General features: G+C 37.3%; 26 protein-coding genes. 13 read left to right on the top strand and 13 right to left on the bottom strand.

The annotated features are described in order from the left end of the window. The first annotated feature begins 34 nt into the window (after nucleotides 1-34). Nucleotides 35-2755: an AsmA-like C-terminal region-containing protein gene (locus KIM67_RS08120; protein WP_213830834.1), complete on the top strand. Its 2721-nt coding sequence runs from the start codon at nucleotides 35-37 to the stop codon at nucleotides 2753-2755. A gap of 3 nt (nucleotides 2756-2758) precedes the next feature. Here the strand turns inward: KIM67_RS08120 and KIM67_RS08115 are convergent, their stop codons facing one another. Further along, nucleotides 2759-3499, bottom strand: coding sequence for a hypothetical protein (locus KIM67_RS08115; protein WP_213830833.1), 741 nt, complete (start codon nucleotides 3497-3499; stop codon nucleotides 2759-2761). Nucleotides 3500-3598: 99 nt separating this feature from the next. Next, nucleotides 3599-4393 (bottom strand): DUF2797 domain-containing protein, encoded by a 795-nt coding sequence (locus tag KIM67_RS08110; protein WP_213830852.1) that lies wholly within the window; start codon nucleotides 4391-4393, stop codon nucleotides 3599-3601. 101 nt (nucleotides 4394-4494) lie between these two features. Here KIM67_RS08110 and KIM67_RS08105 point away from each other — a divergent pair, with 101 nt between their 5' ends. After that, nucleotides 4495-6006: a GH3 auxin-responsive promoter family protein gene (locus KIM67_RS08105; protein WP_213830832.1), complete on the top strand. Its 1512-nt coding sequence runs from the start codon at nucleotides 4495-4497 to the stop codon at nucleotides 6004-6006. A gap of 72 nt (nucleotides 6007-6078) precedes the next feature. Further along, on the top strand, nucleotides 6079-6618 hold the full coding sequence (locus tag KIM67_RS08100) for a hypothetical protein (protein WP_213830831.1): 540 nt from the start codon (nucleotides 6079-6081) through the stop codon (nucleotides 6616-6618). A 3-nt stretch (nucleotides 6619-6621) separates the two neighbouring features. Here the strand turns inward: KIM67_RS08100 and clpX are convergent, their stop codons facing one another. The 7 genes from clpX to KIM67_RS08065 form a co-directional block, all read right to left on the bottom strand. Continuing rightward, nucleotides 6622-7857, bottom strand: a complete 1236-nt coding sequence (clpX, locus tag KIM67_RS08095) for an ATP-dependent Clp protease ATP-binding subunit ClpX (protein ID WP_213830830.1) — start codon at nucleotides 7855-7857, stop codon at nucleotides 6622-6624. 93 nt (nucleotides 7858-7950) lie between these two features. Beyond that, complete coding sequence (gene clpP, locus KIM67_RS08090; RefSeq protein WP_163416456.1) at nucleotides 7951-8631, bottom strand: ATP-dependent Clp endopeptidase proteolytic subunit ClpP; 681 nt, start codon at nucleotides 8629-8631, stop codon at nucleotides 7951-7953. 90 nt (nucleotides 8632-8721) lie between these two features. Further along, on the bottom strand, nucleotides 8722-10044 hold the full coding sequence (gene tig / locus KIM67_RS08085) for a trigger factor (protein ID WP_213830829.1): 1323 nt from the start codon (nucleotides 10042-10044) through the stop codon (nucleotides 8722-8724). A gap of 93 nt (nucleotides 10045-10137) precedes the next feature. Further along, complete coding sequence (locus KIM67_RS08080) at nucleotides 10138-10488, bottom strand: phage holin family protein (RefSeq protein WP_213830828.1); 351 nt, start codon at nucleotides 10486-10488, stop codon at nucleotides 10138-10140. Between the two features lie 72 nt (nucleotides 10489-10560). Further along, entirely contained in the window at nucleotides 10561-12150 is a 1590-nt protein-coding gene (locus tag KIM67_RS08075; RefSeq protein ID WP_213830827.1) for an SGNH/GDSL hydrolase family protein, read from the bottom strand. A gap of 133 nt (nucleotides 12151-12283) precedes the next feature. Then, on the bottom strand, nucleotides 12284-13054 hold the full coding sequence (locus tag KIM67_RS08070; RefSeq protein ID WP_213830826.1) for an alpha/beta fold hydrolase: 771 nt from the start codon (nucleotides 13052-13054) through the stop codon (nucleotides 12284-12286). Next, entirely contained in the window at nucleotides 13054-13770 is a 717-nt protein-coding gene (locus tag KIM67_RS08065) for a pyridoxine 5'-phosphate synthase (RefSeq protein ID WP_213830825.1), read from the bottom strand. The genes KIM67_RS08070 and KIM67_RS08065 overlap by 1 nt, the downstream gene beginning before the upstream one ends. Nucleotides 13771-13855: 85 nt before the next feature. Between KIM67_RS08065 and KIM67_RS08060 the strand changes: the two genes are divergently transcribed. The 8 genes from KIM67_RS08060 (at nucleotide 13856) to murI (ending at nucleotide 21915) form a co-directional block, all read left to right on the top strand. After that, nucleotides 13856-14512: a CBS domain-containing protein gene (locus KIM67_RS08060; RefSeq protein WP_213830824.1), complete on the top strand. Its 657-nt coding sequence runs from the start codon at nucleotides 13856-13858 to the stop codon at nucleotides 14510-14512. Between the two features lies 1 nt (nucleotide 14513). Further along, entirely contained in the window at nucleotides 14514-15395 is an 882-nt protein-coding gene (locus tag KIM67_RS08055) for an NAD kinase (protein ID WP_213830823.1), read from the top strand. A 111-nt stretch (nucleotides 15396-15506) separates the two neighbouring features. Next, on the top strand, nucleotides 15507-16190 hold the full coding sequence (locus tag KIM67_RS08050) for a DUF6089 family protein (RefSeq protein ID WP_213830822.1): 684 nt from the start codon (nucleotides 15507-15509) through the stop codon (nucleotides 16188-16190). Then, nucleotides 16191-16931 carry an isoprenyl transferase gene (locus tag KIM67_RS08045; RefSeq protein ID WP_213830821.1) on the top strand — a complete coding sequence of 247 codons (741 nt, stop codon included), beginning with the start codon at nucleotides 16191-16193 and terminating at the stop codon, nucleotides 16929-16931. After that, nucleotides 16903-19572, top strand: a complete 2670-nt coding sequence (locus tag KIM67_RS08040) for an outer membrane protein assembly factor (protein WP_213830820.1) — start codon at nucleotides 16903-16905, stop codon at nucleotides 19570-19572. Before KIM67_RS08045 ends, KIM67_RS08040 begins: the two co-directional genes overlap by 29 nt. Nucleotides 19573-19672: 100 nt before the next feature. Beyond that, a complete protein-coding gene (locus tag KIM67_RS08035; RefSeq protein WP_213830819.1) occupies nucleotides 19673-20509 on the top strand; it encodes an OmpH family outer membrane protein in 837 nt (278 codons plus the stop codon). Nucleotides 20510-20543: 34 nt separating this feature from the next. Further along, nucleotides 20544-21053, top strand: a complete 510-nt coding sequence (locus tag KIM67_RS08030; RefSeq protein ID WP_213830818.1) for an OmpH family outer membrane protein — start codon at nucleotides 20544-20546, stop codon at nucleotides 21051-21053. An 82-nt stretch (nucleotides 21054-21135) separates the two neighbouring features. Further along, on the top strand, nucleotides 21136-21915 hold the full coding sequence (murI, locus tag KIM67_RS08025) for a glutamate racemase (RefSeq protein ID WP_213830817.1): 780 nt from the start codon (nucleotides 21136-21138) through the stop codon (nucleotides 21913-21915). On the opposite strand, the gene KIM67_RS08020 is transcribed toward murI, so the two are convergent. Together KIM67_RS08020 and KIM67_RS08015 are read right to left on the bottom strand one after the other, a co-directional pair. Beyond that, complete coding sequence (locus KIM67_RS08020) at nucleotides 21912-22409, bottom strand: dihydrofolate reductase (protein ID WP_213830816.1); 498 nt, start codon at nucleotides 22407-22409, stop codon at nucleotides 21912-21914. The two genes, murI and KIM67_RS08020, sit on opposite strands and share 4 nt — an antisense overlap. Then, nucleotides 22406-22795 carry a 2TM domain-containing protein gene (locus KIM67_RS08015; RefSeq protein ID WP_213830815.1) on the bottom strand — a complete coding sequence of 130 codons (390 nt, stop codon included), beginning with the start codon at nucleotides 22793-22795 and terminating at the stop codon, nucleotides 22406-22408. Before KIM67_RS08015 ends, KIM67_RS08020 begins: the two co-directional genes overlap by 4 nt. A 54-nt stretch (nucleotides 22796-22849) precedes the next feature. Here KIM67_RS08015 and KIM67_RS08010 point away from each other — a divergent pair, with 54 nt between their 5' ends. After that, nucleotides 22850-23929: an aminotransferase class V-fold PLP-dependent enzyme gene (locus KIM67_RS08010; RefSeq protein WP_213830814.1), complete on the top strand. Its 1080-nt coding sequence runs from the start codon at nucleotides 22850-22852 to the stop codon at nucleotides 23927-23929. 160 nt (nucleotides 23930-24089) lie between these two features. Then, nucleotides 24090-24386 carry an isoamylase early set domain-containing protein gene (locus tag KIM67_RS08005; protein WP_163416439.1) on the top strand — a complete coding sequence of 99 codons (297 nt, stop codon included), beginning with the start codon at nucleotides 24090-24092 and terminating at the stop codon, nucleotides 24384-24386. Nucleotides 24387-24410: 24 nt separating this feature from the next. Here KIM67_RS08005 and KIM67_RS08000 read toward each other — a convergent pair whose 3' ends face one another. Beyond that, on the bottom strand, nucleotides 24411-24692 hold the full coding sequence (locus KIM67_RS08000; RefSeq protein WP_213830813.1) for a DUF427 domain-containing protein: 282 nt from the start codon (nucleotides 24690-24692) through the stop codon (nucleotides 24411-24413). A gap of 3 nt (nucleotides 24693-24695) precedes the next feature. Beyond that, nucleotides 24696-25664 (bottom strand): L-histidine N(alpha)-methyltransferase, encoded by a 969-nt coding sequence (egtD, locus tag KIM67_RS07995; RefSeq protein ID WP_213830812.1) that lies wholly within the window; start codon nucleotides 25662-25664, stop codon nucleotides 24696-24698. Nucleotides 25665-25675 lie beyond the last annotated feature (11 nt).

Below are 25675 nucleotides of genomic sequence, written 5' to 3'. Positions count from 1 at the left end.
GCTTCTTCTTTATTTTGTCCCAAAATATTCAAGTATGAAGAAAAAGGCCCTTAAGATTACTGGAATAACCCTACTGATTTTTATTGTATTGATTGCTGCTGTTCCCTTTCTGTTGGAAGGCAGAATAGCGGATATTATCAAGAACAAGGTCAATAATAGCATTAATGCTACGTTGGATTTTGATGAGGCTGACCTTAGTCTGATAAAAAGTTTTCCCAATGCAAATGTGGGACTTAAAAAGATTTCTTTGGTGAACAAAGCCCCTTTTGAAGGTGATACATTGTTTGCATCAGAAGAAATTGAACTTAAAATGTCTATCAAGGAACTTTTTAAAAGTGCAGAAGACCCTATAGCCATTCAAAGCTTGAAAATAGATGGTGCAAAACTCCATATTAAGGTAGATGAAGATGAGAATGCCAATTACGATATTGCTATAGAAGATGAAACGAATGCAACTGCCGTATCAGAAGAAACTTCCAACAACTTTACCTTGGCATTGGATGCTTATGAAATCAACAACACAGAAATTATATATGATGACTTTGCCACTGGAATGCACTTGGTCATTTCTGAGATGAACCATTCAGGTACTGGTGACCTTTCTTTAGAGAACTCACAATTAAAAACGCTGACGGATGCTTTGGTGTCCTTTGAAATGGACAGCACCAAATATTTAAATAAGAATAAGCTTTCATTGGACGCCCTTATCGGCATCGATTTAAAAGAAAACAAATACTCGTTTTTGGAAAACAAGGCTTTGGTGAACCAACTGCCCTTGGTTTTTGATGGATTTATCAAGGTGAACGAAGAAAGCCAAGAAGTGGACATTACATTTAAGACACCGTCATCGGACTTTAAAAACTTTTTGGCGGTCATTCCGGAAGCCTATTCAAAAAATATCGAAGATGTAAAGACCGCGGGTAATTTTGAGGTGAATGGACAGTTTAAGGGTATTGTGGATGAAACGCATATTCCAACGTTCAGCATTAAAATGAACTCGGAAAATGCTTCGTTCAAATATCCGGATTTACCAAAAACGGTACGGAATGTCTTTATTGACACGGAAATCAATAATACTACGGGGATAACCGAAGATACCTATGTGGATATTAAAAAGCTGTCTTTTACCATTGATGAGGATAAGTTCAACCTAAACTCCAAGATTACAGATTTATTGGGCAATACCAAAGTGAATGCCCATATGGACGGTAGAATAAACTTGGCAAATATTTCACAGGCGTACCCTGTTCCTGCTGATTATAATCTTAAAGGCATCATGAATGCCAATGTTACCACGGCTTTTGATATGGCTTCTTTGGAGAAAAAACAATATCAGAATACCAAAACAAGCGGTACGATAGATGTAAGGGGCTTTGAATATGCTTCGGAAGAATTAAAGAATCCAGTTATGGTAAGTGAGGCTGCTATTACGTTTAACCCACAAACGGTTTCCTTGAATTCTTTCAATGGAAAAACTGGAAGTACAGATTTTAATACCACAGGGACGCTGACCAATTTATTGGGATTTATGTTCAATGATGAAAAAGTTGAAGGGAACTTCGCATTGACGTCCAATACATTTGCCTTGAACGATTTTATGGTAGAAGAAGAGGAAGGTGAGGCGCAAACCGAAGAAACCAATATCGATGAAAATACCCCATCTTCAAACACGAACGAAAGAATTAAGATTCCATCTTTTTTGGATTGTACCATAGACGCAAAGGCAAATACCGTGCTGTATGACAACCTTACACTAAAAAATGTTGAAGGGACATTGGTAATAAGGGATGAAACGGCAACGTTAAAGAACCTGAAATCGAACCTTTTTGGAGGGGTTTTAGGTGTTGCCGGTTCAGTATCCACCAAGGAGAAAGTTTCAACGTTCGATTTGGATTTGGGAATGGACAATTTTGGTATAAGTGAGTCTTTTCAGTCTTTAGAGTTGTTTAAAGTATTGGCACCCTTGGCCAGTGCGCTTCAGGGAAAGTTGAATTCAGACATTAAAATCTCTGGAAATCTAAAAGAAGATTTTACACCTAATTTGGCTACAATATCTGGGGGATTGATTGCAGAACTCCTTTCTACAAAAGTTGATACTAAAAATGCACCTTTACTTTCTGCTTTGGATAATAAACTAAGTTTTTTGAATACCAAAGATTTGGATCTAAGTGATTTAAAAACTGCCTTGAGCTTTAAAAATGGTGCAGTCAATGTAGAGCCATTTACTTTAAATTATAAGGATATTGCCGTTAATGTGGATGGTAGCCATACGTTCGATAGGGAGCTCCAGTATAAAGCTACACTACAAGTGCCAGCTAAATATTTAGGTAGCGAAGTAAACGGGCTTATCGCCAAGTTGGACGATGACAGTCTCGAAGATTTAACGATTCCCGTGGTTGCCAGCATAGGCGGAAATTATACCAGTCCAACGGTCAGCACGGATTTAAGTTCTGGTGTTACAAAACTTACCAACCAATTGGTGGAAATACAGAAACAAAAGCTACTCAATAAAGGTAAGGATACTGCAAAAGATCTATTGGGTGATGTATTTAAGACCGATGATTCAGATTCTACCAAAATAGGGAATAGTGGAGGAGTGAAGGAAGCATTGGGTTCATTATTAGGGAGTACAAAGAAAGATACGGCTAAAGTAGATTCGGCCCAAGCCAAAAAAGAGCCTGTAAAAGAAGCTGCTAAGTCTATTTTAGGTGGACTTTTGGGTAAAAAGAAGAAGAAAAAAGATTCAGTGGAGTAGCTTTCAATCTACTGAAATAAATGCTTTATGATTTTTTAGGGAGAACTCCCTAAATTCTTTATCATTAATTATAATACTTTTATAATGGAATTGATAGATGTCTTTTCCTCCTTGAATGATTTCAACCTTTTTGGCTATTTTCCCAATATCACTTTCCATCCACTCTTTGTATTTAATCTCTATTTGTTCTGTTGTGTCATTGGGGTTTGATAATTTGACCCCTAGTATCAATTTTTCCTTTCTACTGTAATATAGGGTTATTGGATTATTCAATACGTCCGTACCTGTATATTTTTCACAAGGTTTTTCTTGGTACTGTGTTTCTTCTTCAAATTTGATAGCGTTAAAAAATGTATTTGGGGTAATGTGAATTTTGTGAAATTCGTGACCTCTTATTATTTCTATGGATTCTTTTGATAAAGTATCTATTGCATTACCGTTCTTATCTATAGTAAAACCTTTTGTTTTATCAAATATGGTAGCTTCGTAGTCCTCTTTCCCTGATCCGTATTGTTGTTTAAAATAAGTATATCCGTTTTTAGTGGAGTGTACTTCTGTGGAGTAAGTAATATCTGGCCCTGAACAGCTTGCTATGGAAATTAAGTTTTCAAAATCTTTATGTTTTGAATTCAGCTCTATTTTTCTTTCCAGCTCCTTGTTTTTTTTATTTTGCTCAGTTTTGCAGCCGAAGAAAATAACTAATAGTACAAATCCGAATAAGTAGTTTTGTTTGAAAATTAGCATTGCTCTATATTTTGATAATCTATAAACGTTGACTTTTTCAAAGCACGGATTTATTGGGAAAATATGTCTAGTTGATATATTGCTAAAACGGAGTAATCCTCAACTGATGCCAAGCCCAACATAGTACCCCTCATTCCCACGAATATTAAAAACCGTGCTATCCTCAAAGATGAGGTATTGTCCCTTAATGCCCTTTAAAGTTCCAGTATAACTAGGGTTTTTGTCCAGATTAAGGCTTTTTACTTTTTCAGGATATTCCAATACTGGAAAATCCATATGGGTCTCTGTTTTTTCTTCTAAAAAATATTCAGACGCTTCTTCTGGTATATTCGCCCGTAGTTTGTCACGCCACTCTACCAAATCTACATCTTCAATACGGTTGGTCAGCATTTTTTGCCAACTTGTTTTATCGCTCACGTAATCTTTTAAAGCAACTTCCGTGATTCCGGCTAAATAGCGATTGGGAACTTCTACAATTTCGATGGCTTCGTGCGCTCCTTGGTCTATCCATCGAGTTGGTACTTGGGTTTTTCGGGTTACTCCTACCTTAACATTACTGGAGTTTGCCAAATAAACAATATGTGGTTGTAGTTGCACTCGTTTTTCATATTCCAAATCACGGTCTTCTTTATCCAAATGAGCTGTGCTCAATTCAGGTTTCATGATCCAGTCACCTGCTGATGGTGTTTCGAAAAAACACGACTTGCAAAAACCTTGTCGGTAGATAGGTTTGTCCTTTCCGCAATTAAGACACTGGAACTTTATAAAATCCAGCTGTAATTCCTTGTTCAACAGTTGGTTCATGTTCAGGAAATCGTTGTCAAAAACTAAAAAGTATTGAATGGGATTTCCTATTTCTGTTTGCATTTTTCGGAGTACTCCTTCGTAAAGCATATTGGGATACGTATGTTTTAAACCTGATTTGATAATGAACGTTAGATAGCCTATTTTAGCTAATACACCTAACAATAATTCTAGGTTAAAGATACCTAAAAATGCCAATACCCTTATTTAACTCCATAGCATCTTGGTTGCTCAAAAAACGCTACCATCAAATAGAACTTTTTTTAAAATACCCTTTAGATGTGCAGGATGAGGTATTAAAATATTTAGTGGATTTTTCCAAAGATACCATGCTTGGTAAGCAATATGGTTTTTCAGATATTAAAAAGTACGAGGATTTTGCAAATAGAGTTCCGGTTACCAGATATGAAGAAATTTCCAATATCATAGAACGGACCCGCAGAGGGGAACAAAACTTGTTTTGGCCCACAACCATAAAATGGTTTGCCAAGAGTAGTGGTACTACCAATGCAAAAAGTAAGTTCATACCCGTTAGTATGGAAGCTCTGGAAGATTGCCATTATAAGTCGAGCAAGGATTTGCTTTGTCTGTATTTGAACAATAATGAAAACTCCCAATTATTTAATGGCAAGAGCCTTAGATTGGGTGGGAGCAAAGAACTTTATGAGGACAACGGGACCTTTTTTGGTGATTTGTCAGCTATTTTAATCGATAATATGCCTTTATGGGCAGAATATAGCAGTACACCAAGCAATAAGGTCTCCTTAATGAGCGAATGGGAGTCAAAATTAGAGGCCATAATCCAGGAAAGCATTCGTGAAAATGTGACAAGCTTGGCGGGGGTTCCTTCGTGGATGTTGGTATTGTTGAACGATGTATTGGAGAAAACAGGTAAGAACCATCTTTTTGAGGTATGGGAAAATTTAGAGGTGTATTTTCACGGGGGCGTGAGTTTTACCCCATATAAAGACCAGTACAAGAAATTATTGCCGCGGAAAAAATTTAATTATTACGAGACCTATAATGCTTCGGAAGGTTTTTTTGGTATTCAGGATCGAAACAATTCTGAAGATTTATTGTTGATGTTGGATTATGGGATTTTTTATGAGTTCATCCCTATGGATTCCTATGGAAACAATCAAAAAGTTATACCACTTTGGGAGGTTAAAATAGGTGTGAATTATGCTGTGATCATTACAACCAATGCGGGTCTATGGCGTTACAATATAGGAGATACGGTTAGGTTTACATCCAAAAATCCTTATAGAATAAAAATAACGGGACGTACTAAGCACCATATTAATGTTTTTGGCGAAGAACTTATTATAGAAAATGCGGAGGAAGCCCTAAAGCAAGTTTGTCTAAAGACCAATGCGGAAATAATGGATTATACCGCAGCTCCGATTTTTATGGTAGAGAATGAGAAAGGAGCTCATGAATGGATCATAGAGTTTAGAAAGCAACCAAAGGATATTGCTTATTTTACCGAATTTTTGGATAATGCACTAAAATCATTAAACTCCGACTACGAGGCGAAACGGTACAATAATATTACGTTGCGCATGCCAAAAATTCATATTGCACGGCAGAATTTATTCCATGATTGGCTAAAATCCAAGAGCAAATTAGGGGGGCAACATAAGATTCCACGACTTTCCAATGAAAGGGCTTACATCGAAGAATTGCTTCGGATGAACAATTAAATAGTGTTTTTCTGCGTTTATTGATGAAATTTAAACCAATCAACCTTTTAATTAAAAAATACCAATTGTACTATGGCAGAAAAATTAGTTGTTATCTCAGATATGTGGGGAGTAAAAAAAGGACTTTGGATTACTTCCTATTTTGGGTATTTGCAACAGTACTACGACATAGTCTTCTATGATTGCCAACAACTTGGAAATATCGACGTTCCGGTTTCTACTGAAAAAAATATACACAAAGCGTTTGTGGATGGCGGTATTGAAACTGCAGTGACACATCTCATACAGAAAGAAAAACAGCCAAGTCATTATTTGGCCTTTAGCACTGGTGGAACAATTGCATGGAAAGCTGCGTTAAAGGGATTACCCATAAAATCCTTAACTGCGATATCCCCTACTAGAGTTAGGTTAGAAGAAACAGCACCGAACACCGTGTTGAATCTCATTTTTGGAGAATGCGATGCTTTTAAGCCAAGTACAGAATGGGCGGATAAAGTTGGTGTGGACTTGAATGTGATATCAAATTTTGGCCATCAACTATATTCCGATGAGAAGATTATTGCAGAGGTATGCCTAAATCTTTTGGAAAAGGTGACTAAAAAAGTAGTTTAATTCTTAGGATACCGCTTTTAGCTTTTTGATGGTCTCGTGCGATAGTTTTTCTTCTGCATAAGCCTTGGTAACCTTAAATTCTTTTTCCTCACTGCTCGGTAACGTAAACATCGCATCGGTAAATACCGCTTCGCACAGAGAACGTAGGCCTCTGGCCCCTAGTTTGTACTCTACTGCCTTTTCTACAATATAGGTCAGAGCTTGTTCGGTGATACTGAAAGAAATCCCATCCATATCAAAAAGCTTTTCATATTGTTTAATAATGGCGTTTTTTGGCTCCGTTAAGATTGCTCTTAAAGTTTTTGCATCCAAAGGATTCATGTGGGTTAGCACAGGCAGCCTCCCGATGATTTCAGGAATAAGACCAAATTCTTTTAAATCTTTGGGTATAATGTATTGAAGAATATTCTCGCTATCTAGGTTGTCCTCTAACTTAGAAGCACTGTACCCTACCGCTTGCATGTTCAATCGTTTGGTAATGATACGCTCAATACCATCAAAAGCACCACCAGCTACGAAAAGGATATTTTCAGTATTGACCTCTATAAACTTTTGGTCAGGATGCTTACGGCCTCCTTTTGGTGGTACATTTACTACAGTACCCTCAAGTAGTTTTAGAAGACCTTGTTGTACACCTTCCCCAGAGACATCTCTGGTAATTGAAGGATTATCACTTTTTCTTGCAATTTTATCTATCTCGTCTATAAAAACGATTCCTCTTTCTGCCTTTTCCAGGTTGTAGTCCGCGGCTTGTAGCAAACGTGTTAGGATACTTTCAACATCTTCCCCAACATATCCTGCTTCAGTAAGTACCGTAGCATCTACAATGGCCAAGGGAACATTCAGCATCCGTGCAATGGTTTTTGCAATCAATGTTTTCCCTGTACCTGTTTGCCCAACCATGACAAGGTTGCTTTTCTGTATTTCTACATCATCTTCTTTGCCTTTTGGCTGTAAGAGCCTTTTGTAGTGGTTGTATACGGCAACGGACATTACTTTTTTTGTGCGATCTTGTCCAATTACAAATGTATCCAAGAAATCTCGTATCTCCATGGGCTTCTTTAAGACCAACTCAGAAGAAAGATCTTGGTTTTTGGATTGTTTGGATTCCTCCGCAACGATACTGTGGGCTTGTTCAATGCACCTATCGCATATATGGGCATCGAGACCAGCAATCAAAAGATTGGTCTCTGGTTTTTTTCTTCCACAAAATGAACATTCCAAGTTTTCCTTTGCCATACTATATTAACTCATGGGTTCAACCACTAATAACGTAAAAAATTGGGGTTTGACGTGTATTAAAGCTCCATTTTCCGACGAAAATAGTCGGATTTAGGATGTTTCCCTTACCAAAATTTCATCGATCATACCATATTTTTTGGCCTCTTCCGCCTTCATCCAGTAATCTCTGTCACTATCTTCATATACTTTGTCAAAAGTTTGACCTGAGTGGTTGGATATGATTTGATATAATTCATCCTTTATTTTAAGAACTTCTTTTGCTGCAATTTCAATATCACTTGCCTGTCCTTGAGCTCCAGATAACGGTTGGTGGATCATTACTCTAGAATGGGTAAGGCCACTTCTTTTCCCTTCCTGTCCTGCGCACAACAGTACAGCGGCCATAGAGGCTGCTATTCCCGTACATATGGTGGCCACATCTGGTTTTATAAACTGCATGGTGTCATAAATTCCCAACCCGGCATAAACGCTTCCGCCAGGGGAATTAATGTAGATTTGGATATCCTTTACAGCATCTGCACTTTCTAAAAAGAGTAACTGTGCCTGTACGATATTGGCAACTTGGTCGTTGATACCTGTGCCCAAAAATATAATGCGGTCCATCATTAACCTGGAGAAGACATCCATTGCAATTGCATTGAGCTGTCTTTCCTCAATAATGTTAGGGGTCATGTTCATAGGATACATACTGCTCATGATTTGGTCGTAGTACATACTATTTATCCCATGATGTTTGGTGGCGTATTTTTTAAATTCTGTTCCGTAATCCATAGAATTTTTTTCGAATTTGCTTTAAAAAAAGGTGCCGAAAATTATAATTTTCGGCACTATAAAGATACTCAATTTTCTTTTAGCTTGACTTTAGCTGTAAGCTTCCTTTACGAAATCATCGTAAGTGACTTCCTTTACTTTAAGGTTGGCATTTTCTTTATAGAAATCCAACAGTTTTTGACTCATTAACTGTTCCGACAGTCTTTTTACTTCATCTTGGTTGCCAAGAACACGCATGGCTATATTTTCCAATTCTTCTTCTTGTGGGTCTAGGTGACCGTACTGTGCCATTTGTGATTTAATGAAACCTTTTGCAAATTCCTTCAGCTCGTCCATTTGAACTTGAAGGTCGTTATCTCTAATTATTTTCCCTTCGATGAGTTGGTAACGAAGTCCTTTTTCAGATTTTTCAAACTCTTCTTTGGCTTCATCATCAGACAATGGGTTTTCACCACTGATTTGAATCCATTTTCTTAGAAAGTCTGCTGGTAAATCAAACTTGGTGTTATCGATAAGTTTTTCCGTAATGTCGTTTAGCAGTTTTTGATCGGATTGTTGCTCAAACTGTTTTTCGGAATCTTCTTTTATTTTTTCCTTTAATTCCTTTTCTGATTTTACATTGTCTTTGCCGAACAATTTGTCAAAAAGCTCTTGGTCCAATGCAGCAGGCTCTCTTTCGTTGATTTCTTCAATGGTAAAGGAAACCTCTATATTTAGTTTATCTGCTTTTTCCTTGTCAATTCCAAGAGCGCTAGAAAGCAAATAATCTTCCTTAAAAAGGCCTTTGGTCTTAAGTGTAACCGATTCTCCAACTTTTTTGCCGTTCAGCGCATCAATAGCTTTTTTGCTTTTGATCTTATCTAGTTCAATAGTGGTTTTGTGCTCTATTTCTTCTGTTTCATTAGCGAAAGTACCAGTGACTTCATCCAATTTCCCTACCTCAGTTTTAGAAACCAATTTCCCGTACTGTTTTTGGATGCGGTCTACTTGCTCCCCTATCATTTTTTTGTCGGCAACGATTTTGTATTGGGTAATCGCTTTCTTGGTCTTCACCTGAACATCAAAACTAGGGGCCAAACCAAGTTCAAATTCAAAATCAAGATTTTCATTGTCCCAATCAAAATCATCCTGTTGCTTGGGTAGAGGGTTGCCCAATACATCTAATTTCTCTTCGGTAAGATATTTATTAAGATTATCTTGAAGTAGTTTGTTTACTTCATCGACCAATACGGATTTTCCATATTGCTTTTTTATAAGGCCCATAGGTACCTGACCTTTTCGAAAACCGGGAATGTTAGCCTGTTTTCTGTAGTCTTTTAGAATTTTCTCAACTTTATCTTGGTAATCATCCTTGCTTATGGCAACTTTTACAACTGCATTAAGCTCGTCAATCTGCTCTTTAGTAATGTTCATCTCTTACCTATTTTGCTATTCAAAAATGGGTGGCAAAAGTAATATATTTTCTTGTTTGCAGCAACTTTTTAAAGTGTTGAATACCAAAGCGAATCATTTCTTTTTGTCCTCTTTTAAAATCGACTGTAAAATTGACTGTAAAAATGAAAGCAGAAGACTGAAAATGATGGCCCACCAAATACTGGAAACCTGAAAACCTGAAATAAACTCAGCTGCTATTAAGATGATAATGGCGTTGATAATCAATAAGAACAGGCCTAAAGTGAGTATGGTGATCGGTAATGTCAGTATAACGAGAATAGGTTTTACTATAAAGTTTAAAATACTGAGAACGAGTGCAACGATAATCGCTGTTGTAATCGAATCCACTCCAACTCCTGGTAGTACATAAGAAAGAATGATTACTGCTAGGGCATTCAGCAAGAGCCTTAAAATAAGTTTCATATCTATTGGTTTTAAATTAAAAAAGCACCGTTTTTTAAACGGTGCTTTCAATATACTTAAATAAAACTGTATCTAGTCAATATAAAGTCCTGTAAAATCCAATGGATTTACACCTGGAAGGTTAGAGCCAAATTTTTCGTTTATGGCAGCTACAAAGGCATTTGCTATAATCGCATACCCTCTTGGTGAAGGATGTACCCCGTCCAATGAGAATCCACCACCAGTTCCAAAAGTAGAAGTAACCACGGAACCATCTGCCAGTGTAATACCACTTGCGCGTAACTCGGTCAACAATGAATTTATATCTACGAGAGCTAGATTGTATTGCGTGGCAAGCGTTTCTATAGTTTGGTTATATGCCGTTAAAGCAGTTTCTATTTCTTCTTGTTCTTCTGGCGTCACTACCCATTGGTCTTCAAGTGGGAATGTAACTCCATTCACTGCCAATTGGGCTGCTGTTTCTTCTGGGACATTCATGCCTGTTAACATTGCTATAGCTTCTTCATTGGCTTCAGCAATTATTTGTCTACTGGGCAGAACCAATAAATCATTTTCGTTTGCAGGTCTGGCCTGTCCATACAAAAGACCAGTTAAACCTGCCGTTGCTTCATCGACACCGTTCATAATCAAAGCTCCAGTTATTTGAGCAGATAAATTAGGAAGGTTTTCATCTTTAATGATGACAGGACTGGCAGCGGTTTCTGAAAAGATAAACTGTCTTTCGGGAACCATAAGTGCCTGGAAAACTAAATTCAATCCAGCAAATTGAGCGTTAAGCGCAGGGATTTGTGCCCCAAATGCAGGATTGGTTGGGTCTAAAGGAGCAAAAGGAACCGTTGTAAAGAACGGTATATCGGTAACATTGGGCAAATTGGCGATTACTCCATCTGCCCCACCAGCAGTCAACGCTTCTAACGCACTATTTATAACACCTGCAAATACTGTTGGGTTGGTAATATCGTTTCTGGCATAATCCATTGGACTCACCATAGGATCAGCTTGAAAAGTTCCTGTGCCACCACTGGTTGCGTACAAGAGGATATCATTGGAACCTGTCCATAAAGAGAAAAAGCTTGGGTTTTGATCGGCAGCATCACCAATTACAGTAGCAGCCTCTCCAGATGAAAATCGTACAAAGTAAGGGTTGGCAGCATCTACGGCTAGACCAGCCAAACTACCATAGCCTGGTGCCAATAATTCGTAACTTTTAGAGCCTGGAACTCCCATATTATTAAATGTGCCTGATAATTTATCCGTTATTTCGGTAGTTCCTACACCAGCTTTTACTGTGGGTACAGGACCATTCGCCGTAAAAAGCAAAATGAACCTGTTGGGAATTTCTGGGGAGCCGTTTATCGTTGCACCACCAAGATTGTCTGCCATAAATGGTATTTCGAAAGCACCACCACCTGCTAAGGCAAAATTCGTAGCAAGCATATTTGGGAACGAAGCTTCTTGGCCTGCCCTAAACAAGGCATTATCCGAAAAACCTGCCGTAAGTGAATTTCCTACCGCAACATAATTTGAAAAGTCTGCAGTTCCCGAAGTATAAACAATCGGGTCCGGTGGAGTTGGGTCAACAGTGGTTCCATCAGTGTCATCATCACTACATGCGATTAGGAACAAACCTAATAGAGGGAATAAGGCATAAATTTTTTTCATGTTAAGTAGCTGTTAGAGTTAACTTATGTTAAATTATGGTTAAACCAGAATTAACCAAATCTATATTAAATTTGTTATACAGCCAATTAAATGGGTAAAAAAATTATGCATGCATAATAAAAACGGTCAATTTTTATGAATTTAGAAACTTGACCGTAAATTGAAAAAACTGTTTTGGGTTTTCTGCATGTAGCCAGTGACCTGCATTTTCAACCATTTCAATTAAAGCATTTGGAAAGTGTTTTTTAATTTCTGGAAAGTCACTAGCCTGAATATATTCGGAACGATCTCCGCGGAGAAATAGGGTAGGACCTTCATAATTAGCTGTAGAACTGATATTTTCCCCTATTTCGTCCATTTTATCTTTTAGGACTTCCATATTAAAGCGAAGTCCAAGCTTTTTTTGTGCTACCCAGTAAAGGTTCTTCAATAGAAATTGGCGGGTTCCAAAATCTGTTATGTTTTTGGAAAGCACTTCGTCCGCTTCTTTTCTGCTTGTGATTTTATTAAAGTCCAATTCTTGTAATGCATCAAGAATAGGTTGGTGATGCGGAGGGTAGTATTTTGGCGAAATGTCGGCAACAATCAGTTTTGATACCAATTTTGGTTTGGACGTTGCGAGTTGCATGGCTGTTTTTCCGCCCATGGAATGTCCAATAACGGCAGCTTTATCAATCTGAAGATGATTCATGTAACTTATCAAATCTTCACTCATCACATCATAATCAAAATGAATGGAGTGGAAGCTTTTTCCATGATTTCGTTGGTCTATAAGATGGACTTGGTAGCCATTTTCAGCATATTGATTTCCTAGCGTTTTCCAATTATCGGACATCCCCAAAAAACCATGTAGAATCAACAAAGGTTTTCCTTCTCCCAGTATCTTTGAATGTAGCAGTTCCATTATTTTAATCGGTGTAAGTACATGTTGATGACATTTTCCAGTCCAAGATAGATCGACTCACATATAAGCGCATGACCAATGGATACTTCCAACAAATTTGGGATATGTTCTTTAAAAAACTTAATGTTGTCCAGATTTAAATCATGTCCTGCGTTAATGCCCAATCCTAATTTGTTTGCTTTTTCTGCTGCAGCGATAAAAGATTGAATGCTTTCTGTTTTTTTTCCTTCAGAAAATTCTTTTGCAAAACTCTCGGTGTACAGTTCAATTCTATCGGTTCCAACTTTAAAGGCTCCTTCGACCATATCCGCATCAGGGTCTACAAAAATGGAAGTCCGAATTCCATTCTCCTTGAAAGTTTTGATGACTTCAATCAAAAAATCTTTATGTTTTATGGTGTCCCAACCCGCGTTGGACGTTATTGCATCTTCCGCGTCTGGCACCAAGGTTACCTGAGTGGGCTTTATGGCCAATACCATATCTATAAACTTGGGAATTGGATTTCCCTCTATATTGAATTCTGTAGTGACTACGTTCTTTAAATCATGAGCATCTTGGTAGTGAATATGTCTTTCATCGGGTCTTGGATGTATGGTTATTCCTTGTGCGCCAAAGGATTCAATATCTGTTGCGGATTTTATCAGGTTTGGCATATTGCCCCCTCTAGAATTTCGCAGCGTTGCCAGTTTATTGATGTTAACGCTTAGTTTTGTCATGAATACAAATTTAGAACGTCAAAAATAAGAATTAGGCATACCTTTTGCGATTTTAAATTACTATTTTGCACATAATACGAGCATAATGCAGATTCAAGATCAAATAATAACAACAATACCCATTTTTGAGGTCACCGAGACTTTGGAAGAGGTCATTCAGTTTTTTGAAGAAACTACATTTTCCCATGTAGCGGTTACGGAGAATGGGGTTTACCTTGGCGTACTGTCCGATAATGATCTGGCATGCTTTGAGCCAGATAAAAAAATTGAAGACTTTAGGGTTGAGCTGGAAACTTTTTTTGTTACAAAACAAACAGCTTGGTTAGATCTTTTGGAATTGTTTTCAAGAAATGAGGCTAATGTCCTCCCCGTATTGGATGACGATAATATTATTATAGGATATTACGACTTGGAAGATATTGTTTCGGTCTTTATCGATACTCCTTTTTTTAGAGAACCTGGCGGAATTTTAGTGGTGGCAACAGGAATAAAAGATTACTCATTCAGTGAAATCGCCCAAATAGTTGAAAGCAATAATGCCCGTTTGTTGGGAGCATTTATTACTGATTCAAGGAATGATGTGGTACAGATTACGTTAAAAGTAGGAACTTTAAATCTAAATGAAGTAGCCCAAACCTTTAGGCGTTACAACTACACCATAATTTTTGGTAACAGTGATGACCAATTCCTTGAGGATCTTAAACAACGCTCCGACTACCTAGAGAAATACCTTAACGTATAACATGAAAGTCGCTATCTACGGTCAGACCTTTCATGAACAGGACAAGACCTGTGTTATGGAGCTTTTGGATGAGCTCAAGGGAGTAGAATCCTCCGTTTACATTGAAGAAGAGTTTAGCCAATTGGTAGCTGAACATAATCTAGAACCAGGTTATGGAACATTTACGCAAACCTCTGGTTTGGATGATTCTTTTGATATGTTCGTGAGTTTTGGTGGTGATGGTACCATGCTCAGGGCCGTAACCTATGTGAAGGATTTAGGGATTCCAATTGTTGGTGTTAATACAGGAAGATTAGGGTTTTTGTCCACTTTTAAAAAAGAAGATGTACGTAAAGTGGTGAAGGAATTCGTTGCGGACCATTACAAAATCGAGGAACGAAGTTTAATAGAAGTTGTACTAAGTTCAGATTTGACTGAATTTGGAGAGCTTAATTTTGCCTTGAACGAAATTACGGTCAGTCGAAAGGATACGACTTCCATGATAACCGTTGAGACCTATTTGAACGATGAATATCTAACTTCGTACTGGGCGGATGGCTTAATTATTTCTACTCCAACGGGTTCTACGGGCTACTCTTTAAGTTGTGGCGGCCCCGTTATAGAGCCCTCTGCAAGATCATTGGTTTTAACCCCTATTGCCCCTCATAATTTAAATGCCCGACCTTTGGTTATTTCAGACGATACCGAGATTAGATTAAGGGTGTCCGGAAGAGAAGAGCATCATTTGGTTTCTTTGGATTCCAGAATAGCAAGTATACCCAATGGAAAGGAAATTAAAGTACAAAAATCAGGTTTCACTATTAAAATGATTGAATACAAATCGGAAAGTTTTTTAAAAACACTTCGGAACAAATTGCTTTGGGGTCAAGATAAACGTAATTGACCCTTTCAAAAACAATAAAAGAAGCTAAAATCTGTTTAACAAAAGAGAACTTTTATAACATCGTACCCTATAGACCTTCCTTTACCCTAATATGTATAATTTATAGATAGTATGCGAATAGTTTTGGCTGTTTTATTGTGCTTCGCGTTTAAGGTCAATGCTCAAACTTATGAGATTGGTGTTTTTGCTGGTGGTGCCAATGTAATCGGTGATGTAGGGAGAACAAATTACATATTGCCTTCGGGACCTGCTTTTGGTGGTATTTTTAAATGGAACAAGAGCAAAAGATATGCGTGGCGTGGAAGCGTGACGTACGGAAGTTTTACTGCAGATGATTCAAAATCGAGTAAATCTTCAAGAGAACAACGTGGATATGTTATCGATAATTCTGTTCTAGAAGCCTCTGCTGGCATAGAATTTAACTTTGTAGAGTACAATCTTCATAAGCTCGGACCTGCCTTTACACCTTATCTATACACGGGTGTTACATACTTTAGGTATGATTTTAATTATTTTGATGCCAACCAAGTGCAGGATATTAACCAAAAAGAAGGTAGTTTTGCAATTCCAATGACGGTGGGTGCAAAGTATCGGTTAAATCAATTCTTGATTCTTGGTGCAGAGATTGGGGCAAGGTATACGTTTACGGACAATTTGGACGGAAGCAATCCTGAAGGTTCCAATTTTCAGCAATTTAGATTTGGGAATATTTTAAGCGATGACTGGTACGTCTTCTCAGGTATTACATTAACGTATACCTTTGGGCGTAAACCTTGCCAGGATTGTTTTGAATAAATGAATACCTTAAAAGACGTAAACGCAGACAAGCTTCCAAAGCATGTTGCAGTTATCATGGATGGTAACGGCAGATGGGCCAAGCAACGTGGAAAACTTAGGGTTTTTGGGCATCAGAATGGTGTGGAAGCCGTAAGAAAAACGGTTGAAAACTGTGCTAAGCTCCAAATACAGTTTTTAACCTTATATGCTTTTTCTACCGAAAATTGGAAGCGACCTAAAATTGAGGTAGAAACATTAATGAAGCTTTTGGTTTCTTCTCTTAGAAAAGAGTTAAAAACTCTTGACAAGAATAATATAAAACTAAGTGCTATAGGTAATATAAATTCTTTGCCGTCCAAAGCACAAAAAGAACTTGCAGAAGTTATTTCAAAAACAAGTGAAAATACAGGAATGACCCTCACTTTAGCTTTGAGTTATGGCTCTAGGGAAGAGATTGAACTTGCTGTAAAAGAGATTGCTATCAAAGTTAAAAATAATATAATTTCACCTGATAATATTGATGAAGCCGTTATAAATACTCATCTTTACACGCATTTTTTGCCAGACGTAGACTTGCTTATCCGTACCAGCGGAGAACATAGAATAAGCAATTTTTTACTTTGGCAGATTGCATACGCCGAATTATATTTTATTGATGTATTTTGGCCCGATTTTAGAGAGCATCATTTGGTAGAGGCAATATTAAGTTACCAAAATAGAGAACGACGATTTGGAAAAACTAGCGAACAACTCAATTAAGGATAACCAAAATCCTATTAAACTATACCTAAAACTACTACTCCTACTTCTTTTTACCGCCCAAAGTTTCTCACAAGAGACATCTTTTGAGGATGGGAAAAAGTATATTTTAGGTGGATTGTCGGTAACTGGACTTCAAAGTTACAATGAACAGACTGTTGTCACCTACACAGGTCTACGTGTGGGACAGCCTATTACGGTTCCTGGTGATGAGATAAGTGCGGTTATAAAAAAATTATGGAGCTTGGAATTGTTCAGTAATGTGGACATGTACTATACAAAAATCGAAGGTGATAAAATATTCTTAGAGTTGAATATTACAGAACGCCCCACGCTTTCCAAGGTAACGGTATTTGGTGTTAAAAAGCGAAAAGTAGAGGATATCATTAATGATACAGACCTCAAAAAAGGAAAGAAAATAACCGAAAGTTTAATCGCCAATACTAAAAACTACCTACAGAACAAATATAAAAAGCAAGGATTCCTCAATGCTAAGGTTACGATAGCCACTGCTCCAGATACTACGGGCACTAATACTCAGAGTATGGTGGTCAACGTAAAAAAAGGGGATAAGGTAAAAATTAGAAAGATAGAATTTGAAGGCAATGAAAAACTTTCTGATAAGAGGCTTGCAAAGTCTTTAAAGAAAACCAAAAAGAAAAAAATCTATCGTTTTTGGAAGAAATCCAAATATATAAAGGACGATTATAAAGAAGATCTTTCTAGTTTGGTCGATGCTTATGCGGAAAGAGGATATAGGGATGCTAGAGTTTTATCGGACACCTTTGTTAAGGTGAACGATAAGAACATCGATTTAAAAATAACTGTTGAAGAAGGCGATAAATATTACTTTGGAGATATTAATTTTGTTGGAAACTCGGTTTATACAGATAGACAATTAAGTCAAGTATTGGGCATTCGAAAAGGTGCCACCTATAATGGAGTGCTACTCAAAAAACGAATTGCCGATGATTCCAAACCAGACGGACAAGATCTTACGAACTTGTATCAAAATAACGGCTACCTTTTCTCAAGTATTAACCCTGTAGAAGTATCTGCGGTAAATGACACCATAAATTTTGAGATAAGGATTATAGAAGGTAAAGAGACGTTCCTGAATCATATTACGGTTTCTGGAAACGATAAAACCAATGATCATGTAATCTTTAGGGAACTGCGTACGAGACCGGGTCAAAAATATAGTAAAGACAATATAGTACGTAGTATCAGGGAACTTGGTCAATTAGGCTTTTTTGATGCGGAACAGATTGTACCGGACATTGTAAATCCGGACCCTAATGCTGGTACTGTAGATATTGCATATAGTTTGGTAGAAGCTGGATCTAGTCAGATAGAATTGCAAGGAGGTATCGGTGGTGGCGGATTTATCGGTACACTTGGTCTATCGTTCAATAATTTTTCCTTACGAAATCTTTTTAACGGAGAAGCCTATAAGCCCGTTCCTATGGGAGATGGCCAAACCATGGCTTTGCGTTTGCAAGCTAGTAGAACCTTCCGGGTTTATAGTTTAAACTTTTCGGAACCATGGTTAGGAGGTAAAAAACCGGTACGTTTTAATCTCTCCTTATCAAGAACCCAGCAGTTTGCAACTTCCTTTGATGAGAGAGGCAGAATTGATCGTGATCCGGACAGAGGCTTTTCAATTACCGGTATCTCCACAGGTCTTGCAAAAAGAGTACAATGGCCAGACGATTTTTTTACCATTTCACATTCGTTAAGTTATCAACTTTATCAATTTGACGACTTTAATAATGGCCTATTCAATTTTGGTAATGGGAGTTCAAATTCCTTAAGTTATACGTTAGGAATCTCTAGAAGTTCCCAAGGGCCAAATCGAATTTTCCCATTATCAGGTTCAAATTTTGAGCTCACTGCAAAATTTACACCGCCTTATTCACTCTTTGGAAGTAAAGACTTCAAACAGATAAGAAGTAGAATAGATGAGGCTACCGAAAGACTTTTTGAAATTGGTACTAATTCTACTTCTATTGAAGAACAGAGTGAGTTTGTAGACCTTAGTAATGAATTGGAAAGATTGGAAGAGGAACGCTTTAAATTATTGGAGTTTTACAAGATAAAGTTTAAAGGGGATTGGTATACTAGACTGGTAGATAAATTGGTATTACGTACCAATGCGGAATTTGGTTTCTTAGGTAGCTACAACAACGATATTGGAGATGTACCCTTTGAGCGATTTTTTGTAGGGGGAGATGGTTTAGGAAACTTTACTTTAGATGGTAGGGATATCATTCAATTAAGGGGATATGAGAACAGTTCATTAACACCTTTTAGTACCAATCCAATTACAGGTACCCAAGAAAGGGATGGAGGTACAATATATAACAAGTTCTCTATGGAGTTGCGCTATCCACTTACCTTAAAGCCATCAGCGTCAATTTATGCGCTTTCATTTTTAGAGGCTGGTAATGCTTTTAACAATTTTACTGATTTTAATCCGTTTGAATTAAAAAGATCTGCCGGAGTGGGGGTGCGTATTTTTATGCCGGCATTTGGTCTTTTGGGCATTGATTTTGGGTATGGCTTCGATTCAGATGCAAATCCAACTTCTGTCGGTCCAAATGGCTGGGAAACACACTTCATCATTGGGCAGCAGTTTTAACCTAAAGAAAATATAATTTTTTGTAGCTTCTAAGTAATTCATTTTAAATTATTTAGTTATTTTGGCACGATATTTTCTATGTAACAAAACGGAATCAAAAATGAATACCAAAGTTCTTTTGCCATTATTAGTTTTTATGATGTCCTTGCATGGATTTGCTCAACGAGGAGTACGTATTGGTTATGTGGATATGGAATATATCTTGGAAAATGTTGAAGAATATAGGGATGCAACTGAGCAACTAAACACAAAAGCTCAGAAATGGAAACAGGAAATTGAGCTAAAGCAAAGCGTTGTAGAGCAGATGAAGAAGGATTTAATGGCTGAAAAAGTTCTTCTAACAGATGAATTGATTGTAGAACGCGAAGAGGAAATTCAGGTTTTGGAAACTGAAATGTTGGATTACCAACAAAATCGTTTCGGCCCTCAAGGGGACTTGGTTTTGCAAAAGCAACTTTTGATTCAGCCTATTCAAGATCAAGTTTTTAATGAAGTCCAAAAAATAGGAGGTAATAAAAGATACGATTTTATTTTTGATAAATCAGCAGATGTCGTAATGTTGTACTCCGAAAAAAGGCACGATATCAGTGACTTGGTTTTAAGAGAGATAGGGAGGACAAGAAAGGTTAGTAAATCCAATAGGAAAGAGAAGGAAAAAAACCGTTTGGATAAATTTAGGGATGAGGAAGCTGCAGAGGATAAGGAAATAAGTGAAGCTTTAAAAGAGCGACAGGCAAAAGCCGAACAAGCACAGGGAGAGAAAGCTAAAGAGGCAGAAGATAGAAGAGCGGAACAGTTGAAATTGAGAGAAGAACGTAAAAAAGCGTACGAGGAAAGAAGAAAGAAATTATTGGAAGAGCGCGAAGCCAAGAGAAAAGCTAAATTGGAAGAACGAAAAAAAGTACAAGAACAACCAAAGGATTCGATTAAATCATAAAAATTAAATTAATACTCAAATAGTAACTTAGATCATGAAAAATGTAAAGAAGATTGCTGTAGCCATAATTTTATTTGTTGCAGCTACTGGTTTTGTAAATGCGCAAAGCAAGACAGCACACATAAACGTGCAGCAATTGCTATCGGAAATGCCAGAGATGAAAGCTGCTCAAGCTGAGCTTAAAAAATTACAAGAAACGTATAAGGCAGATATAGAGAGCTCTATGACTGAGCTTAAGAATAAATATACTCAATATTCCAATGAGGCCACTTCTAAATCTGAAGAAGAGAATCAGAAAAGGGCAGTAGAGTTGCAAGGATTTGAGAAAAATATACAAGAAGCTGAGCAGGCTGCAGTACAAGAGATGCAAAAGAAGCAACAAGAATTGTTTGCTCCTATTTCGGACAAGGCAAAACAAGCTATCGAAAAAGTTGCTGCGGCACAAGGTTTTGAATACGTAATCGATGCTAGTCCTGGCTTAAGCTTAATAGTAGCGAAAGGTCAAGATTTGCTTCCGGCAGTAAAGCAGGAATTAGGTTTTTAAACTTTTGAATAAAAATTTATAAACCGCTTTTTCTATGGAAAAGCGGTTTTTTTGTTTCAATAGCTAAAGCATATATTTGAAGATGCTCAAACCTATAGGTATTTTTGATTCTGGTGTAGGAGGGACCTCAATATGGAGAGAACTAAATAAGCTCCTTCCTAATGAGCATAGTATATACTTAGCAGATAGTAAAAATGCACCATACGGAACAAAATCAAAAGAAGAAATAGTTAAATTGTGTATTAAGAATACAGAACTTCTTCTAAAAGCGGATTGCAAGTTAATTGTTGTGGCCTGTAATACCGCAACCACGAATGCTATTGATTATTTAAGGGAGAATTACAATGTGCCTTTTATTGGAATCGAGCCTGCCATAAAACCGGCAGCGTTGCAAACAAAGACCAAGAATGTTGGTGTTTTGGCAACAAAAGGAACGCTTTCAAGTAGTTTATTTCATAACACATCAAAACTATTTACCGAAGGAATTACCATAATTGAACAAGAAGGTACAGGCTTGGTAGAGTTGATAGAAACAGGTAAGGTCAATTCTGAAAAAACCAAAGAACTACTGAGGAAGTATATAAGTCCAATGCTTCAAAAAAATATTGACTGTCTTGTTTTGGGGTGTACCCATTACCCTTATTTAGTGCCGTTGTTACAAGATTTTCTTCCTAGTGACGTTCATATCATAGATTCGGGAGAAGCTGTTGCAAGACAGACACAAGCGGTTTTGATCCAAAATGAAATACAGGCAAAAGTTAAGGGAACAGTACAGCATTTCTTTTATTCCAATTCAAATGTTGAGGTGCTTCAAAACCTTGTAAATGGTGATAATGTTACCGTAGCGTATAAAGATTTTTAAACCTGTCGCTTACTATAGGTCAAATAGGTAAACTCATAATTGTGCTTCTCATCCTTTGGGTGATGTTCCTTTTTGACGAGAGCCCAAATACTTTCATCAATTTCCGGAAAAAAAGTGTCTGCCTCAAAAGACGCATGGATTCGTGTCAATTCAATAGTTGTCGCAAATTCCATAGCTTGCTTATAGATTTCACCGCCCCCTATGATAAATGCTTGTTGTGTATTAGCTGTCAATGCAATGGCATCGGTAATGGAGTGTACTAATGTGCATGGGAATTTAGGGGTATATGCTTTATCTCTCGTAATTACGATATGTTCCCTGTTCGGTAAAGCTTTAGGAAAACTTTCCAGGGTTTTGCGCCCCATGATGATTTTATGTCCGGTGGTCAAGGCTTTAAATCGCTTAAAATCATCAGGTAAATGCCAAGGAAGGTCGTTGTTTATTCCCAGGGCATTGTTTTCCCCAGCCGCTGCAATAATGGTCAATTGCTTCAAAGGTCTTTTTTTTTATTGATTTTGGATAGCGGAAAATCGGTTTCTATTTCTTTTTGAATTTCGGTAATGCGTTGCTTTTGCTTTGCCACTAATTTTTCCCGTTGCTTTCGCTCCCAGTTTTGCCCCATGAACTTATGGGTAACAAAAACATTGAATGTATGGATAGCGAACAAAAACGCCCATAAAAGTATAGCCCAGATAGACCAATCATAGGGGTCACCATAGTTAAGTACTTTATTGGCAATAACCAAAAACACACATCCGATAAGGAAAATAACAAAATGTGAGAACAGTCGCTTTTTTTGTCGTACACGTTTTTGAGCATATTCCAGAAATTCATGCTGTTCTAAATCAACTGTATCTTTCCGCTTCTTTCTTGATAACATTGAATGGCTATCTTTATAAACAAATATAATCCAAATGGGCTCAAAATAGTAGTAATGCAAAACCTAAGAAAAAAATTTCCCGTCTTAAACCAATGTATCTATGCCAATACCGCTGCAACAGGATTGTTGTATGAAGATTTGATGGAATGGCGCCAAGAGCACGACCTTGATTATCTAATAGGTGGTAGCGATATGAAAATGAAAAGTTTTGATGTTATGTTAGGGGTCAAGGAAACAGTTGGTAAGTTTTTTCATTGCAAACAAGAAAATATTGCTTTAGTACCAAGTTTCACATTGGGCCTGAATATGGTATTGGATGGATTGCAGGGAGAAAAAAATGTTCTTTTGCTAAGAGAAGATTATCCATCTTTAAATTGGCCCTTTGAAACCAGGGATTTTAAGGTTGAGTATATCGATATCAACGAACGCCTAGAAGATCGTATTTACGAAAAGGTGAAAACAGGAACAATTGATGTCCTCGCACTGAGTTTGATACAGTGGGTGAATGGTATTAAAATAGACCTTAACTTTCTGAAAAAACTAAAAAAAGAATTCCAAGACCTTCTGATATTGGCCGATGGCACCCAATTTTGTGGCACACAAGAATTCGATTTTCAGGATTCGGGAATTGATATTTTAGTGACCAGTACGTATAAATGGCTTTTATCAGGTTATGGCAACGGCTTTGTTTTGGTAAAGGATGAAGCGAAACCACACTTCAATTTTAAAAGTATCGGTTACGGTTCCGCGGATTGGGACGTAGACAAGAAAACGGATATCTCTTTCTGTAAACATTTGGAACCTGGACACTTGGATTCCCTTAATTTTGGCAGCCTTCAATTCTCCCTCAACTTTTTGGCAAATATTGGTATGGAACATATTACGGCCCAGTTGGAAAAACTGTCGGCTAAAGCAAAAATAGGCTTCAGATCATTGGGATTGTTGGAGGAACGCGTTGTGAATAGAAATCAACACAGTACTATTTTCAATATAAAAGGCGATAGGGAGCTTTTTGAGAAGTTGGAACAAGGAAATGTAATCTGTGCATTGCGCGGAAACGGAATTCGTTTAAGTTTTCACTTCTATAACACCGAAAATGAGATAGATGCCATTATGGATATGCTTAAACCCTAAGTGTTAAAAATCATTTTTTTGAAAAATCATCTGTTACTTTTGTAAAAGTAATCTTATAGTTAGGTGCATTTTATCAATATGATAAATCGACTTTAACTTATTGTAAATAAGGAGTTTTATCTATTGTTTTGCGTTTAATTATAATGTAAAGAATAATACCATGGCAATAAAGAAACAATACCTGAAAAGCAAGCCGGTCTGTAAAGTGACATTTACAGTGCCTGCCGAAGAAGCAAAAAAAGTTGCCGTTGTTGGAGATTTCAACAATTGGAACCCTAAGGGGAGTACTTTGAGAAAACTAAAAAATGGAACCTTTAAAGGAACTTTTGAACTTCCAAAAGAGAACACGTACGAGTTTAGATACTTGGTAGATGGAGCGTATGTCAACGACTCCGAAGCAGACCGTTTCCAATGGAACGATTATGCTGGAGCGGAAAATGCGGTTCTAGAAGTATAAAACAATAGCGTTGCCATTGAAGCACTATGCTTCAATGGTGACTCCTTTCCAAAAGGCCACTTTTCCTTTTATGGATTTAGCGAGTTCACTGGTTTCTGGATAAAACCATGCGGCGTCCGCATTTTCCTTTCCGTCCACGGTTATCGTATAGTAAGAGGCAATACCTTTCCACGGACATGTGGTGTGCGTATCGCTAGATTTAAAAAACTCTTTTTTTATACTTTCCTCTGGAAAGTAGTGATTGTTTTCAATAACTACCGTATCATTACTTTCAGCTATAACTGTATTGTTCCAAATTGCTTTCATAGATTATTTTTTAAAAACGTAGTTTTTGTAGTTCTTTTCAGAATCCGTGAATTCTGTTAGTATTTTAAGTCCCGCTTTTCTGGCCAACCATGCCACGACAGCATCATCATATTTTTGTGAGATTTCTGTATGAATGGTTTCCCAAGGTTTAAGACGAACTTTCAACTCCAAACTTTCAATAAGGATTTCCTGTTCTTCTTTTGATACCAAATAACTTTTTGCAGTTCCTGTTTCTGGGTCATAAACCTCCCAGTGTAAAAACTTGTCCAAATCAAAATCTGCTCCCATTTCTTTATTAATGCGGGCTAGAATGTTCTTGTTGAAGGCTTCGGTAATACCTGCCTTATCGTTGTAGGCGTTAAGTATGGTCTGTGGATTTTTCTTTTGGTCAAACCCCATAAATATCAAATCTCCTTCATTGATGGAATCTCTCATATTCTTTAAGAAATCAACCGCTTGCGGATGTAAGAGATTTCCAATGTTAGAGCCTAGAAAGAGAATGATTTTTCTTCTTCCGTTGGTATTTCCAATATCCCGTAACGTATCAAAATAAGTGCCTTGTAACGTATTTATCTCAATCTGCGGAATCTCTTCTTTTAAAGATTTTTCCAATTGGTCCAGTGCATTCTGGCTAATATCGATCGGCCGATAGTCAAAAGGAATATTCTTTTCAATAAAATGATGAAGTAATATCTTCGTCTTTTTACCATCGCCTGCTCCCAGTTCAAACAAACTAAAAGGCACTCCATTTTTACCAAAAAGCTCCGCAATCTCAGCTTTGTTCTCTTCCAGAATGTTAAACTCACAATCGGTTAGATAATACTCGGGCATTGCCATAATATCTTGGAACAGCTTATCGCCGACTTCGTCATAAAAATATTTGGAGGATAAATGTTTTGGATGTGCCGTTAAACCTTCATGGACTTCCTGCTCAAAAGTTGAGGTAAACGTAGTTGCTTCGTTGTCTTGCATAAATAGTATGT

It is taken from the genome of Flagellimonas sp. 389, assembly GCF_018449435.1.
Lineage (GTDB): Bacteria > Bacteroidota > Bacteroidia > Flavobacteriales > Flavobacteriaceae > Flagellimonas.
This window is presented reverse-complemented; position numbering and strand designations above follow the sequence as displayed.